The organism is Arthrobacter sp. MAHUQ-56, from assembly GCF_019710585.1.
GTDB lineage: Bacteria > Actinomycetota > Actinomycetes > Actinomycetales > Micrococcaceae > Arthrobacter.
Map to the genome: position 1 here is coordinate 25,020 of NZ_JAIFZQ010000019.1, position 14,162 is coordinate 39,181.

Sequence of the window (14,162 nt, forward strand, 5' to 3'; positions counted from 1 at the left end):
ATACAACAGCCTGCATTTCAATATCGCAAGCGGCCAGGCCCGCCTTGGAAACGTGCTCATGGCCATAGCGGACAGGAAAGAGCGCACATGCGCTCCGTGGACCTGCGGGCGGTGGCTCAGTGGGTGAACTAGGCCACCGCCCGGCGATACCGGACGACGGTCAGCGGTAGTACGCGGGGAGCGCGTGTTCCTCCATATATTCACGCGCAGCGATGAGATCAGCTGCCGGGTCTGCAGCTGCGTCCAGTTCGATAAGTGCCCATCCGGAGTAGTCCACATCGCGCAACTTGGACGCCCACGCAGCCCAGTCGACTGCTCCTGAACCTACCCGGGCATACATTTCCTGGTGCGCGGCGGGTTTGATCATGGCCATGTTTTCACGAGCAGGACCGCTAACGTCCTTCCAGTGGGTTATCGAAACCCGCTGAGAGTGATCCTCCAACACGGATACAGGGTTAGTCCCGCCAGCGAGGATCTGAGCAGTATCTGGGCAGAAGTCGATAAACACAGGGTCGGTCAGTGTCAGGAAAAGGTCGATGTCGCGACGGAACCAAAAGACCGACCCCGAGGCCGCGTGCAGGGCAAGCCGGACACCATGCTGGCGTGTGACGAGTCCCATCTTGTTGATGAAGTCGGCGAGTTTCTGGGCATAGGCAAGGTCCACGAAGCCGGCGCCTGGTTCATTCCAGAGGGGACGCATCGGCAGGCCGGCCACCATGATGTCCGCACCTGCAGCACGGATGAAGTCCGCATACGCAGCAACCTCCGCCAGGATTTCCTTCTGGCGCTCGGGCTTCATCCATTCGGTCCGGTCCCAGTTGGCTGGGTCGTTGAAAAGCAGACCACAGTAGAAGCCGCTGCAAAGTTCCAGGCCGCGGTCCCCAAGGGCACGTACGAAGCCGTCAACGGTCGTGTAGCGCTCCAGGGCGTTACGCCAGTCGCTCAGTCCGACCGTAAGTTCAACCCCCTGAATGCCTACTTTCTCGAGGATGTCGAGTGACTTGTCCCAAAAGACTTTTGGCGACACGGAGTCACGGTAGTAGACCTTGCTGTAGTCGTCCAGCCCCCACAAATCCGTGTTGTACATCGTGATGAAATCCATTGCGAGCCGCAGCTGCGGCTTTTCGTCTGACATTGACATTGAATTGCTTCCTTTTCGTTGAATCGCGACGGTCGGATCGCCGTCGCCCGTCCTCCGGAACTGAGCCAGTGGTCGGAGGGTGATGGAAAGTTTGGATCTTCGGTCAGGGGCTACTCACCTGATCAAGTCCGGTCTTCGCCAGGGAACACGTGTAGCGCCAGCTTTTGGCCGATCCGGAATTCAGGTCCGTAGTTTGCCGGATGTTGGTTGCCCATGAGCACCTCGCTTTCATTGTCGGGAATTTTGGATCGGAAGAGTTGTGAGGCCCTGCCATGAGCCGGATGATGGTCCCCCGTGCTGGCATGGGCTTCGGGCTGCGTGTTGGTAATGTCTTCCAGCGGGAATCCTTTCCTTGCCACCTTCATGTTTTGGACCTGGCGGGATACACAAGGGCCTGGTGCCCATCGGCATGGTGGAACAGCCTGCGGCCGCATCCGTTGTCCAGAATCAGCCATACGATGGTGCCGTCAGGCAGCACCGCGTCCACGGTTCCCTTGTAATCGGGTTCGCCCTCGGGGCCGAGCAACAGCACAGAGTCCCCCGGAATGAGCTCGCACCAGTCCGCAACGACGGATCTCCTGTACCCATATCGTGTCGGTCTGTTCCGTTGCTCAGGCAGGAGTTTCCCGGCCGAATTCATACGCTCATTCCTTCCCCCGGTTTTGTCAGACGGCCCTCGGGACATCTCACAGAATCAGGGAGTCGGTAGGTGCTGGGTCGTTCGGATTCACGATGCCACCAGCCGGCCCACGGGTCCGACGTCAAGAGGCCCTGAGGGGTGCGTTTCCCGGCGCCTGATTCTTCACAATCACCGGATCCACCTCCCATGTCGGCTAGGTCGACAAATCGGACGCCGAGACGTTTCAGATGTTCTTTCAAGGTCTTGCCTTTCGGTCGGTGGCCGGAGGTGGATACATCCAGAGACCCCGGTCCTCACCCGGCCGACAGTTCGAGGGAGATTGACGGTTGGCGATTTGGAGGCCGACCACCGTCCACACAGGTAACGTCGCGTCATTTGGCCACTTACCCGTGCGTGAGGTGTTCGGATAGTATGTCGGCGAAGACGTTTGGCCGCTCAAGGGCGGCTGCGTGACGGCCGTGGTCTATCAACTTAAGACCTGAATTCGGGATCAGGCGGGCGATGGTCTCGGCTCCTAATTGGAAGGCGACGGCATCGTCTCTTCCGCACACGACCAGCGTTTTGCTGCTGATGATTGGCAGATCTTCAGTAATGTCGGCAGCAGCCAGAAGTGAGCAAGCCTGGGCATATCCCTGTGGGGCAGTTTCGAGCAGGGCTGACCGCACCTCCGCGACTGTGTCACCGCCGATGCTGAGTGCTTCGGCCGTGAACCAGAGGTTCATTGTTGCCTCGAGCACGGGAACCATCCCTGAAGCCGGTACAGAGTTCATTCGATTTCTCCATAAATCTCGTAGGGCATTTGGGTAGCGTGGTACCGTCGCGACGAGGGTGAGGGTTTTCACGAAGTCTGGATAGCGGGCGGCAAGCCGAGCAGCGATGATCCCTCCCAGAGACATACCAACCAAGTGAATGCCGCCACTCTTATCATCTGGAGAGATTTGAGTCATCACATCGTCAACCCACGTATCGATATCGTTTGGCTGGCCCGACAATATAGGGCGACACCCGTGACCTGGCAGATCTGGAGTTTGAATTGCGGCTCGCTTGAGCAGTACCTTTATGGGGGACCAGGACAGGCCGGAGACGCCCAGCGCGTGGAGCATGACCACGGGGGTATGCGTGGATTCAGACACATCGTTCCTTCCAACAAATCTGACGGTCCTCGGACGGCTGCCGGGCTCGGGGTTCGGAAAAGTCGATTTAGGTTTCCTCGACCTCAGCGGGTCGGGTCGGTCCGGACTGTCTATATGTCACGAGTGAAGCAACCATGAGCGTTGACATGATGATTGCCATGGGAACCAGCGAATCGGTTCCAACCAAACCGGTGAGTGGTATCACTGATGCGCCGGCCAGCAACCGGGAACCACCGACGAGGGCTGAAGCCGCGCCGCTTGATCCTGCGGAATCCGCCTGTGTCAGGGACATGATTGCTGTCATCAGCAGGCCCGTGGCCGATGTTTGCGTGAAGAAGCAAGCGCAGGTGAGCCACAGCGGCGGCTGTCCCATCAGGGAAAAAATAAGCAGCGCAGTTGCCCCGAAAGCACCCCACATCAGGCCAGCGGCCAAAAGCACTTGGTGTCGAAATCGTCCTGCCAACACGCCGAACAGTGCCGCGGCGCCGACGATGCCGACAGCGTTAATGGAAAAAATCACCGAATACAGGGCTGGTGGGACACCGTAAGTTGAACGCAAGACGAATGATGAAGCGGCGACATAGGTCATGAGGCTTGCTTGCGCCAGGCTTCCGACTATGACGTATCCCGCAAAAGTCCGCTGGGTTAGCAGCTGATGCATTCTTTGGAGATTGGCTCGAACCGATATTCCTCCGCGTCGACAGGCTGGAAGGGTTTCCGGAATCCAAGTGAGAGTACCGGCCGTCATCAGAACCCCCAGCGCTGCCAGCGAGACGAAGATCAGGCGCCAGTTCCCCAGGGCAAGGACCACGTTGCCAAAGAGTGGTGCCACGACCGGAGCCATGGCACCTATCGAGGTCAGGATAGCGAAGCGGCGCGCAGCACTGTGTCCGTGACTGGCGTCAGAAATGACTGCTCTGCTGAGAACGACGCCGGCAGCACCTGCGAATCCCTGAACAGCTCGGATGAGAATCAGGAGTTCGATGGTGGGAGCAATGGCACAGAGGAGACTGCAGACAGTGAAGGCCACGGAACCGATGAGCAGCAGCCCACGCCGGCCCAGTCCATCGCTGAGGGTTCCGATCAGCAGCTGGCCTGCCGCCATCCCGATTAGAAATCCGGTGAGGGTCATCTGCACCGCTGACGGCGACGTGCCCCATTCGGTCTGCATGTCCGGGAACGCTGAGAGGTACATGTCGGTGGCCCAGGGCGATAACCCGGCAAGAAGAATCAACACCGCCATCGGCGAAGTCCTTCTAACCCAGAGGGGCGCTAGCCCGGTGATCCGCCGGTAAGGAAACAGACTCGCTTGGCCGGTAAATAGCAGAACCGGTCTGGTCATTCGACGTCCAAATGGGAGGAAGGAAGTGTGGCGTTCTCGCGAGCAAATGCATGCTCCCGGGGTCGATGCGAATCTGCGATCGAGTCCGTCGCCAGGACGGCCAACGCCAGACTGGTGAGCGTTGGATTGCAGGCAGTCGCTGTAGGTATCAAACCGTTTCCAGCAAGGTAGAGGTTCTCGAATCCCCAAACGCGTGAACGGGAGTCACAGACGCTCGTGCCGTCCTCCAGGGGCCCAATCCTGTAACTGCCTTGGTAATGAAGGGAACTACCGGCGGGCAGGAGACGCGCCTCACCGCCGGAGGCATACCGGCCCAACGAGGTCACAGCAGCATCCAGATCGGCGATGGCCGCAGCAATATTTGCCTGGTCTTTTTCGGTCAGCGTGTAAGTGATCCGCATGGCTGGAAGACCGTTGTCATCCAGTTGAGCCTCATCAAAGGTAACGCAGTCCTCAAACTGAATATCCTTGGGGGCAAACCAGCCAAACGTGACGAGGTGCTCATTCTCGGAGATATCCACTCCGTCCACCGTTATCGGCGCCGTCTCCATTTGCATGATTTGCCCGTGGAAGGGATGACGTTCGTCATCGAAAGGAATCCACAGGACACCTTTTAGTTGGTCGCGGTTGTCCGCAAGGTCGGCCGCGGCTGCGAACTCAGAGCTGGTGACACTAACCTTGCCAGGATCTATCTCGATGGCGCTCACAATCTGAGGCTGATCATTGAGGTAGTGACCGAGCGCCGGAGGCCTGATCCCTGAGGCCCACAGCAACTGCGGGGTCCGGAGGCTATCAGCTGCCACAACTACCCACGCCGCCTGAACCGTGTAGCTCCTGCCAGTACGGAGATCGCGCAGACTCGCGCCAGAAACGCGGTTGGGTTCCGTCAAAAGCCGCTCGCATACGGTACGATCTCGGATTTCGAAGCGTTCCCACGATTGCGAATCGGAGAGCGCGGCCAGGATCTTGTCCGCTCCCGTCCATTCCGGCAGCGGACCACCTGTGGGCTCACAGGCAAGGGGCATGGCCTGCACGCGACGGGCTGCTGGCCTCCCCTCGTCGTAAATCTTTGACAGCGTCCGTCGGATCGCCGCGTTCGCCGGGGTTTCCGGGAAGGCAGTCTGGGTGACCCTCAGCAACCTGCGGGCCTCGTCAAAAGCCTTGTCCAGAACGGCACCGTCAATGAAGTCAATCTTCTCGGATCCGCCGGGCGGTGGGCAGGCACATGTCCAATGAGCGCCCATCCCGCCGACGTTGGTGGACATTGCTGCGGCCGGCATGTCCTTCTGGAGCGATCCAGATGCAAATGGCCGGACGAGATGGGTGCCAGGTCTGGCAACGATTTCAGCATCGCCGCTCAGCTGTCCGTCTGTGTGCGAACCCTCAGAGGCCTTCTGCGCAGCACCACGTTCTGCAACGGGGAGGTTGCGAACATTGCGTCCCCACGTTTCGGTCAGCCTTGGCCCGGCATCGATCATTAGAATGTTGGCTTCGGGCATGAGGTCATAGAGGCGCCGGGCGTGTGCCGATCCTGCCGGGCCACTACCGATGATCAACACGTCCACAGATTCGCTGTTGTGTCCGAACGATGTGCCAGGAGAAGACATTTAGCCACTGATCCTTTTGTCTGGGGTGGGTTGATATGAAGGAATCGGAAGGAGCTGCCGTCCCCAGCCAAACGACGCGTTCCTGAACAAGGTTTTTGCGAGCCGGCGGAGGAGTCTTGAGCGATCTACGCCGAACCGGTCATCGAGTGGCTGGCCCATCTGAGCCAACCATTCACATCAGCAGTCCTCGTGTAGGCCGATCAGGTCGTATCAAACGACGATACTTCCGCGCCACTACTTGTAGTAAAGCATTACTGTGCTGCTATAGTAAAGCATTGCCATGAGGGTAAAGTGTTCCGACGATGCGGTCGGAACGAGGGATTTTGGAGGTTAATGTGATCAACGCAGCGGTGATCGGCCTCGGTTGGTGGGGCAGCACTTTGGTGCGGACCCTGCAGGGTTCCGACAGCATCCGGATCAGCACTGGGGTGGACCCAAATGAAGCGGGGATGCTGGCAGGCAGGGATCTTGGACTTCGGATGGCGGGCTCCTTCGAAGAGGTCGTCGCCGACCCTTCCATTGATGCAGTACTGCTCTGCACGCCCCACAAATTCCATGCCGCCCAGGTCGTCGCGGCGGCAAAATCAGGCAAGCATGTCTTTTGCGAAAAGCCCTTTACCGACAACGTTCGCGCGGCCGAAGAGGCGCTCGATGCGGTGTCGCGGGCCGGTGTCGTCCTTGGCATCGGGCATGAGCGGCGCTTTGAGCCAGCCGTGATGCAGATGAGGGACCTCGTCAGCTCCGGAAAGCTGGGAGATGCGGTCTCTTTCGAGGGCAATTTCAGCCAAGACAAGTTTTTGGCCCTGCCGCGAGATAACTGGCGGCTGTCCGCAGAGCATGCTCCCGTCGGACCGCTTTCGGCCACAGGCATTCACCTTGTGGACATGGCCATCTCCTTGCTGGGCCATCCGGACCAGGTGTGGGCGAACCTATCTAGTGATTTTGCCGGGTTTGATAACGGCGATTCCTTGAGTATCAGTCTCAAATTTTCCAAGGGGCGGACGGCCACGATCAATGCAATTCTTGTCACGCCTTTTGTGGGCCGCGCCGCTGTCTACGGGACTGAGGGGTGGTTTGAGATCCGCGATAGGACACATCCTGAGGCTTCGACGGGTTGGGACCTTGCGCTCAGCTTGCGGGGGCAGGACACGCAGGTGGACTTTTCCCCACCCTATTCGGCCGTTCGTGCCAATGTGGAAGCCTTTGCCATGGCTGCAACAGGAGACGCGGAGTATCCGGTTACTCATGCGGAGATTCGGTCCAACGTGGCTACTTTTGAAGCCATTCTTGCCTCCGTTCGGTCGGGCGCGATAGAGCGCGTCGGTTAGCTCGGGCGCAACTTGTCTGTCGATCGGAGCTTTGGTCACCTGGACCCGATGCTTGATGCCAGCCATCCTGGGTCGCGTGGCACGGTACCCACGCCGGCCGCCCGTCTGATCTCCGATCGGCCGGATTTGCCTCCATGGGCTGCGGAAGCCGCCGGGGAGATTGATCTGGGTCAGTTGGCCGAGGGGGTTGTTTCGGCCTGCCTGACCGCAGTCTTTGGGCGTTACCGCCGAGACGACGAGTTTGTGTTGGCGCTGAGGGCGAGCGTTTGGCAGAACCTCTCAGCTATTCGCCAGCTCTTGACGGGGACAGCGGGGTTGGGGACCAGTCCGCGGGACCATGTGCATGCCTTCGCCACAGTTCAGGCGAAGCTGGTAATTCCGCAGACGTTGCTGCAACGCTCCTATCGGGTTGCCTTTTTTCAGATATGGTCAGCTTGGAGCGCACGGCTTGACGCAGCCGCGAAACGGCTGAACGTAGAACGCGACGATGCGCTGGCTGCGCAATGCGACCTGTCAGTGCTGATATTCGCCTATCAGGATCAAGTGGCCTCGGAGGTGGCGGACATTTACGCGAGTGATTATGACTTGCTCAGTCAGTCCCGGGGGCACTTGAGACAACGGATCGTCCGCGACCTGCTGGCAGAAGCAACGCAGGCTATCCCCCCTTCCGACGCGGCCATCCTAGGTTATCCATTGCAGGCAAACCACGTCGCAATCATCCTTCCCTCTACCAAAGAGGCAGATTGTGGCAGCATACGCGAGGCTCTTCGCAAGCAATTGCCCGGGATCCAGACGTTGGTGCAGCCGAGGTCTCTGCAGTCGGTCACAATGTGGGCGGGGTACCCGCGGGCCTGGTCCCAGAAGCAGCAGGGGAAACTGGTCGAAGCGCTGCAGGGTGCCAGCGTCATGGCCTCATTCAGCCGAGCACACCAAGGAATGGAAGGATTCCGTCAGGCCTACCGCGAAGCCATCGCTGTGGAATCCGTCAGGGAGGGCTGGCAAGATAATGACGCTCCGCGGCTTTTGTCCTATGAGAACGTAGCGCTTGAAATCCTGCTCCTACGAGATGTACCGGCTGCCGCTGGCTTCGTCGCGGCCGAACTTGGCCCTCTCAGTGAGCCGACGCCGGAAGCTGAGCGCTTGCGGCAGACCCTAGCCCTGTGGCTGGACCTGAACAGCCACGTCTCGACGGCTGAAAAGCTGGGAGTCCACGAACACACGGTACGCAACCGGCTCAAGCGCATCGACGACCTTCTGGGCCAGCCTTGGCAGACCAGACGTACCGAACTCCGGGTGGCCCTCCGCCTGCTGCGAATGGTCAGAAGGGAACAAGGATAGGATATGGTGCTTCGATGACTACTTCGGCCCAGAGGCCCGGGGGTGCCAATAAGGTCACCGGCAGGACACGGGCTGCAAAGGCAAATCTCCAGCCCCGCAGGACGTATGCGGTGGAAACCACTGCCGTTGCCGGAGGCGACGATCTTGGCGAGCGTCCACGTCAAGCAACTGTGAGGGACGTGGCCCGGGAAGCCAACGTCTCCACGGCGACAGTATCTCGAGTCACCAGCAACAAAGGATATCCGGTATCTGCAGCCGCGAGGGCGAGGGTCCTGGAGGCTGTCAGCCGGCTCGGATATTCGCCCAACGACCTGGCCCGGAGTCTTCTCCAGGAGCGAACCTTTACCGTTGGAGTGGTTGTCCCTGACCTCTCCAACCCACATCATCCAGACATCGTGCGCGGTGTAGAGGAAACGGCAGCAGCAAACGGCTACTCCGTGCAGTTTTGCAGCACGGATAACGAGCCGGACAGGCTGGCTTCCTATCTGGACCAGATGGCGAGCAAACGTGTAGACGGTATCATTCTGGCCGGAGGCGGGCTCGATCCGGATCGGGCGCTGGGTGCCATCGGGCCATTCCGGATGCGGACCATCGTTGTTGGACGGTATTCGAATTCTGTGTTCCCCAGCGTTGAGTCAGACAACCGCGCCGCAGGGCAGCTGGCCACACGACACATCCTGGAACTGGGTCACCGTCGGCTCGGGGCCATTACAGGTCCTGCCACCGCGACTGCGTCGGCTGATCGTCTGGCCGGCGCCTTGGAGGTGCTGAAAGAGTTTGGCCTCACCAGCCGGGCAACATCCGTCGTTGAATCGGACTTCTCCGCGGAAGGCGGCTACGCCGCCGCCAAGAAACTTCTCAAACGAAAGTCTCCGCCGACGGCGATCATTGCTTCAAATGATGCCATGGCCATCGGTGCCATGGCAGCGGCCGCGGATATGGGACTCGGCGTACCGAATGACCTTGCGGTGATGGGTTACGACGATATTGTGACCGCCCGTTTCCTGCGCCCTTCGCTAACAACCATAGCCCTTCCAACGCATGAGATGGGTTCCACCGCGATGTCCCTGCTGATGCAGCTTATCGACGGGGAAGCAGTTCCTCAGCGGACGATTCTGGGCGTTGATCTAGTCGTGCGCCAGTCCACTACAGGTCGCTGACCTAACACTCAGCCCTGCAACGGCCAGGGGCGCGCACACTAGGGTTCCATGACCAGCATGCGCGCCCCACCAAGCCCCTAGCTAGGGGGTCGACCCGCTTGGCCCGGCTGTGACCGGTGCGTCCGCCACATTCATGATCAGTGCCAGTGACGTGTAGTAGCCCACAGTTCCGAGAAGGTCGATCAGTTTGCTCGAAGACAGCAGCGATTCGACCGGCGCGAACCGGTGGGAGGAGACGCGTCCAGTGCGGAGCAATTCGGTAACCATGTCGTGTAGTGGAACAAGATCGTCAGATGCCGGTTGGGTACCCGCCCGGGCGGAACGCACGTCTTCGTCTGTGACCCCGGCAGCGCGGGCCAGGGGCTCATGATGTGCCCACTCAAACGGCTGGTCCCAGTGCGCTGCCACCAGCAGGACGACATACTCGAAATACCGACGTGGCAGCTCGCTGCCGTATCGAAGGTATGCCCCCGTGTCCTGCAGTGGGCCCATCAGGCCGGGAGAATGCAGGAGAGGCTTGAAGGGACCGTACAAGGCCCCCCTGGGTCCACTGGCCACCGACGCCGCGGCTTCAGATTGGGCATCGGACCAGTTCTTACGCTCCGGCATCCCGATGCGGACCTGAGAGGTTGTTTCCTGCGACACTATTTCAAGCCCGCATTCACCATAGGCATCACAACCGAGGACATGAGTTCCATGCTCCTGCGCGCAAGCTTGGGGTCAACCCAATCCAGGCCTGCGTAGACCAGTTCGCCAAATTCTCCGGTTGCTTCGACGAGGCCAAGGATCTGCTCCGCGACCGACTCAGCAGTACCGACGATTACCAAGTCGTCCAAGACCTTTTCGAGCGTCACGGACTCGTCAGGCTGGTTACGATCGGATTTGAATAATTCAAGACGTCCAATCTTTGTCATCTTCTGCAGCATCTGACTGTAGTAGGCGCGATAGGGACTCCGGGGGTCGTCCTTGCCGTAGGCGCGGGCGGTGGCCTCATCGTCCGCAACGAAGATTGTTCGTGCAACCCGCCAATCGCTGGTGTCCGCCGTCGCGCCCAGCTGCGCACGTCCCTGGACGTAGTTGGGCCAATGCGTGGCCACCCAGGCGGGCAGCAGGAAGTTGGCGGACAGAGGGTGAAAGTCCTTCTCCCCCATGGCGATGACGCCCTTGGAATATGGTGCGACGACAGTACCCACAATCTCCGGTCGTGGCGTCTGCAGCGGCCGGGCGACAACGCCGACCCCGAGATCCTTATCGATCGTCCGTCGCGTCGAAACAGAAAAACGACCGGCCTCGATGTCATATGGCGGGTCGGACTCCCACAGCTTGACAATGACCTCGACGGCGTCCGCGAACATGCCGTTTCGGTCTTCCTCCAGGATGCCAAGCAGTTCGGCGTCGGAAGGGAGAGCACCGGGGCTGACTCCGAGAATAAAGCGACCATTCGATAGGTGATCGAACATGGCGGCGTTGACAGCCACGAGCGCCGGATGCTGATGCGAAAGGTTGGTCGTACCCGTTCCAAGTTTGATCTGTTTCGTGCGGTCAATCAGCGTTGCAAGAAACAGCATGCTGTTAGTGATGGTCTCGAACCTGTCAGTCAGGTGCTCTCCGATGAAAGCATCATGGAAGCCGAGTTGATCCGCAAGGATGACAGCTTCCTGATCTTCCGCCAAAGTATCCTGCCATGGCCGGTCGGAAGGATGCATAGGCATCGCGAAATAACCCAGTCGCACGATGGTTCCTTTCATGGTGCTTGTCGCGCTCAGCGCCGAACTCTTAGATCAAATCGCGTCTGCGCCGGGCACGCACTGGCGGAAAGGTCCAATCGCGGCCGGCGCCAGGTCCGCAACCTGTGAACCGCCCCGCGTCCGGAACGCGACTGTGTCGGATTCCGTCAATTCGTCCGGAAAGTATTGCCGCTAAGACAGAAGCGGTGCTGTTCAGCGCGCTTATACCTTTGACTCGTTGAGGATCGGAGCCGAGACCGATCGCCCACGAAATCCGGAGGACATGCGATGACAGCAGGGGTAGACAAGCCCGAAACGCAGACCCAGGCAGGAGCTCTGCCGCCACTGACCGGCGAGGAGTTCCGCTTTGTTGTGGGGCACTTGCCGAGCGGAGTGACGGTGGTGACAACACAGGACACTGAGGGCCGGCACGGAATGACGGCAAGCTCCGTGACTTCACTTTCTCTGGAGCCGCCCATGATCCTTGCCTGCTTGAACAGGTCTGCCCCAACCACGTCTGTGGTGGCCGAAACGGGACGCTTCGCCGTCAATATCCTGGGAGCTGGCCAAGGAGATCTGGCACTACAATTTGCACGCCCCAGCGAGGATAAGTTCGCCGGAGTGTCCTTGGCTGAATCCTTCGACGATATCCCTGTCCTTTCGGACTCACTCGCCTATATCGTCTGCGACGTCGCCGAGACCGTGCAGGCCGGAACTCATACCGTGTTTCTAGGGCGCGTCCAGGCCGCTTCAGCCTCACCCGGGATGCCGCTGGCCTACTATCGTGGTGGATTTGGCAAATTCCAGCAAGAACGGGACGAGCATGCCCTCGAATGGGTCCGTTCCCGGATCATCCGCGGAGAATACCTGGCAGGTAAGTCGCTCACGGCCGAAGACCTCGCAAGGGAATCAGGGCTGGACCATGCGGCCTGCTATTTCGCCCTCACGCGGATGCTTTCCGATGGCCTCATGTCGAGGGGAGAACAGGATTCATTCATCGTTGAGCCATTCAGCGCGACGGCAGCCGACATGACCTTTGACGCACGCTGCGCCCTGGAGCTTGCAGCGCTCGAACTGGGGGCCGAGACTATCTCGGACGACCAGATCGCGGCATTGCAGTCGAATTGGGATGAAATGTCGAGGTTCCTGATCGCGAACACGTTTGTTGACTTCGAACGCTACCTCGATGCCAACAATGCTTTCCATTCCGGTGTCGTCTCCTTGGCCGCCAACGCGCGCGTCATGGCAGCGTACGCCGGACTGCAGGTGCGAGCGGCAATGCAGCGGAGCTTCGGTTCAACGGCAGAGTCCTCGGAGCGTTTCCTGTCGATCCAGGCCAGGCTCTTGGACGCCTTGGGCCGGAGGGACCTTGCCGGTGCCCGACAAGCGACGCGAGACTATAACGTCGCGGCCAAGGCGCGGGCACGCGAAGTCCTTGAGTCCCTGCATATTCCCCATGTGTGACTAAGCCCGGTCACCTGAGATATAAGTCCCCCGCGGGCCCCGTTTCGGTCCTAAACAGCAATGCCCACAGCCCTTTAGGCTGTGGGCATTGCTGTTGGGACTATTCGACGGGGGACTCACTGCTTAGCATTTTTATTGCCGTATTAAGCCAAAATGTCGAGGGCCCGGCTCGCTATGTCTGGTCAGCATTGAACAGAATGGGGGTGAGCAGGACCCTCGACCACTTAGTTGACGAGCAGAGCCGATGTGATGCTGGGTGGCAACCCCGCTACTGTGCATCACATCGGCTTTGGACGCCCTGTTAGACGGACACCTTGGAGAGCTCCTGGTCGATCTTCTCCTGGGCGTGCGCCGGCACAGCGACTTTGCGCCCCTTGGCGGTTTCCTGAGTATTTGCGCCCTGGTGCGCCATCAGAATTTCTGCTTCATCCTGGCCAATGTTGCGGGCAAGGAATGCTTCGCCGGGTGACACGTAGCCGCTGGCGCCCTTCGTGCAGACGTAGGACTCCGACTCGGCACCGTCTTCCGAAACGAGGACAAGCAGCACCGTGCCTCGTGCGACGAAGAGAGCGATTTCGGTATCGTGCACCTGGAGCTCGGTTTCGGTCCCGGGTTCGATGGTTGCGTCAACGTAGAACAAGTCCTGCGACTGGCATTCCTCGGCGGACGCAATGATCTCCGACCGGAATCCCGGCCAGTAGTCGTCAGTCTTAACGGTGTTTTTTCGGTCAATGACCTTGGTCAGGCCCATAATGTGCTCCTTTTAGCGGTTTCTTCTATCGAGCGGACCGTTTGTCAGCTCTTTGCTTCCATGTCCAGCGAGTCGAGCGTGATGCCGCGCTGCGCCAGGTGATCGACAACGACCGACGGCGGGTCGACCCACACGGTGCCGGCATTGTCTTTTTCGTTGACGCCGGCATAGCAAAAGATGACTTCGCCAAAATCGGTGTCGCTGCGGTTGATGCCGACGTGGATCTCGCCCTTGCCGACGTATCCGAAGGTTCCCGGGTCGCAGTCGGTGGACTTGAAGTCGTTGGTTTCTTCCGAACCGGAAAGATGGGTGTTGTGACCACTAAGCAGGTACCAGATCACCTCGACGTTGTTGTGCACGTGGGCCTGGTTGCGGGAACCCGGGGGCATGAGTGTGTAGCCCATGACGATGTTCTTCGAGCCGGTGGTGCTGCCGCTGACCATGAAGTCGATACCGAACCCCTGTTCAAACGAGGAGTCGAGTTCGCGCTTCTCCGGCGGGACCTGAATCTTGCTGCGCATTGTTATACCT

Annotated in this window: 13 protein-coding genes; 4 read left to right on the forward strand and 9 right to left on the reverse strand. The window is 59.6% G+C overall.

Translation table 11 applies throughout. The features are described 5' to 3' along the window. Nucleotides 1-160 precede the first annotated feature (160 nt). From K4G53_RS12210 to K4G53_RS12230, 5 genes are all read right to left on the reverse strand, one after another. A complete protein-coding gene (locus tag K4G53_RS12210) occupies nt 161-1,135 on the reverse strand; it encodes a sugar phosphate isomerase/epimerase (RefSeq protein WP_221385977.1) in 975 nt (324 codons plus the stop codon). A 128-nt stretch (nt 1,136-1,263) separates the two neighbouring features. Beyond that, the gene (locus tag K4G53_RS12215; RefSeq protein WP_221385978.1) at nt 1,264-1,506 is read right to left on the reverse strand and encodes a hypothetical protein; all 243 of its coding nucleotides are present in this window, start codon (nt 1,504-1,506) and stop codon (nt 1,264-1,266) included. A 658-nt stretch (nt 1,507-2,164) separates the two neighbouring features. Further along, nucleotides 2,165-2,914: an alpha/beta fold hydrolase gene (locus K4G53_RS12220; RefSeq protein ID WP_221385979.1), complete on the reverse strand. Its 750-nt coding sequence runs from the start codon at nt 2,912-2,914 to the stop codon at nt 2,165-2,167. Between the two features lie 67 nt (nt 2,915-2,981). Continuing rightward, a complete protein-coding gene (locus tag K4G53_RS12225) occupies nt 2,982-4,157 on the reverse strand; it encodes a multidrug effflux MFS transporter (RefSeq protein WP_221385980.1) in 1,176 nt (391 codons plus the stop codon). A 95-nt stretch (nt 4,158-4,252) separates the two neighbouring features. After that, nucleotides 4,253-5,863 (reverse strand): GMC oxidoreductase, encoded by a 1,611-nt coding sequence (locus tag K4G53_RS12230; protein WP_221385981.1) that lies wholly within the window; start codon nt 5,861-5,863, stop codon nt 4,253-4,255. A 335-nt stretch (nt 5,864-6,198) separates the two neighbouring features. Between K4G53_RS12230 and K4G53_RS12235 the strand changes: the two genes are divergently transcribed. The 3 genes from K4G53_RS12235 to K4G53_RS12245 all read left to right on the forward strand — a co-directional run bounded on the left by K4G53_RS12235 (nt 6,199) and on the right by K4G53_RS12245 (nt 9,689). Further along, nucleotides 6,199-7,191, forward strand: a complete 993-nt coding sequence (locus K4G53_RS12235) for a Gfo/Idh/MocA family protein (RefSeq protein WP_221385982.1) — start codon at nt 6,199-6,201, stop codon at nt 7,189-7,191. 48 nt (nt 7,192-7,239) lie between these two features. Then, on the forward strand, nt 7,240-8,529 hold the full coding sequence (locus K4G53_RS12240; RefSeq protein WP_221385983.1) for a CdaR family transcriptional regulator: 1,290 nt from the start codon (nt 7,240-7,242) through the stop codon (nt 8,527-8,529). A 110-nt stretch (nt 8,530-8,639) separates the two neighbouring features. Beyond that, on the forward strand, nt 8,640-9,689 hold the full coding sequence (locus K4G53_RS12245; RefSeq protein ID WP_221385984.1) for a LacI family DNA-binding transcriptional regulator: 1,050 nt from the start codon (nt 8,640-8,642) through the stop codon (nt 9,687-9,689). 81 nt (nt 9,690-9,770) lie between these two features. Here K4G53_RS12245 and K4G53_RS12250 read toward each other — a convergent pair whose 3' ends face one another. Both K4G53_RS12250 and K4G53_RS12255 read right to left on the reverse strand, forming a co-directional pair. Next, nucleotides 9,771-10,181, reverse strand: coding sequence for a carboxymuconolactone decarboxylase family protein (locus K4G53_RS12250; protein ID WP_221385985.1), 411 nt, complete (start codon nt 10,179-10,181; stop codon nt 9,771-9,773). Nucleotides 10,182-10,333: 152 nt separating this feature from the next. Continuing rightward, nucleotides 10,334-11,437 carry an LLM class flavin-dependent oxidoreductase gene (locus tag K4G53_RS12255; RefSeq protein WP_221385986.1) on the reverse strand — a complete coding sequence of 368 codons (1,104 nt, stop codon included), beginning with the start codon at nt 11,435-11,437 and terminating at the stop codon, nt 10,334-10,336. A 267-nt stretch (nt 11,438-11,704) separates the two neighbouring features. Here K4G53_RS12255 and K4G53_RS12260 point away from each other — a divergent pair, with 267 nt between their 5' ends. Next, the gene (locus tag K4G53_RS12260) at nt 11,705-12,880 is read left to right on the forward strand and encodes a flavin reductase (RefSeq protein ID WP_221385987.1); all 1,176 of its coding nucleotides are present in this window, start codon (nt 11,705-11,707) and stop codon (nt 12,878-12,880) included. A 301-nt stretch (nt 12,881-13,181) separates the two neighbouring features. On the opposite strand, the gene K4G53_RS12265 is transcribed toward K4G53_RS12260, so the two are convergent. Both K4G53_RS12265 and K4G53_RS12270 read right to left on the reverse strand, forming a co-directional pair. Next, nucleotides 13,182-13,631, reverse strand: a complete 450-nt coding sequence (locus K4G53_RS12265; protein WP_221385988.1) for a cupin domain-containing protein — start codon at nt 13,629-13,631, stop codon at nt 13,182-13,184. A 44-nt stretch (nt 13,632-13,675) separates the two neighbouring features. After that, complete coding sequence (locus K4G53_RS12270; protein WP_221385989.1) at nt 13,676-14,152, reverse strand: hypothetical protein; 477 nt, start codon at nt 14,150-14,152, stop codon at nt 13,676-13,678. Nucleotides 14,153-14,162: the final 10 nt, after the last annotated feature.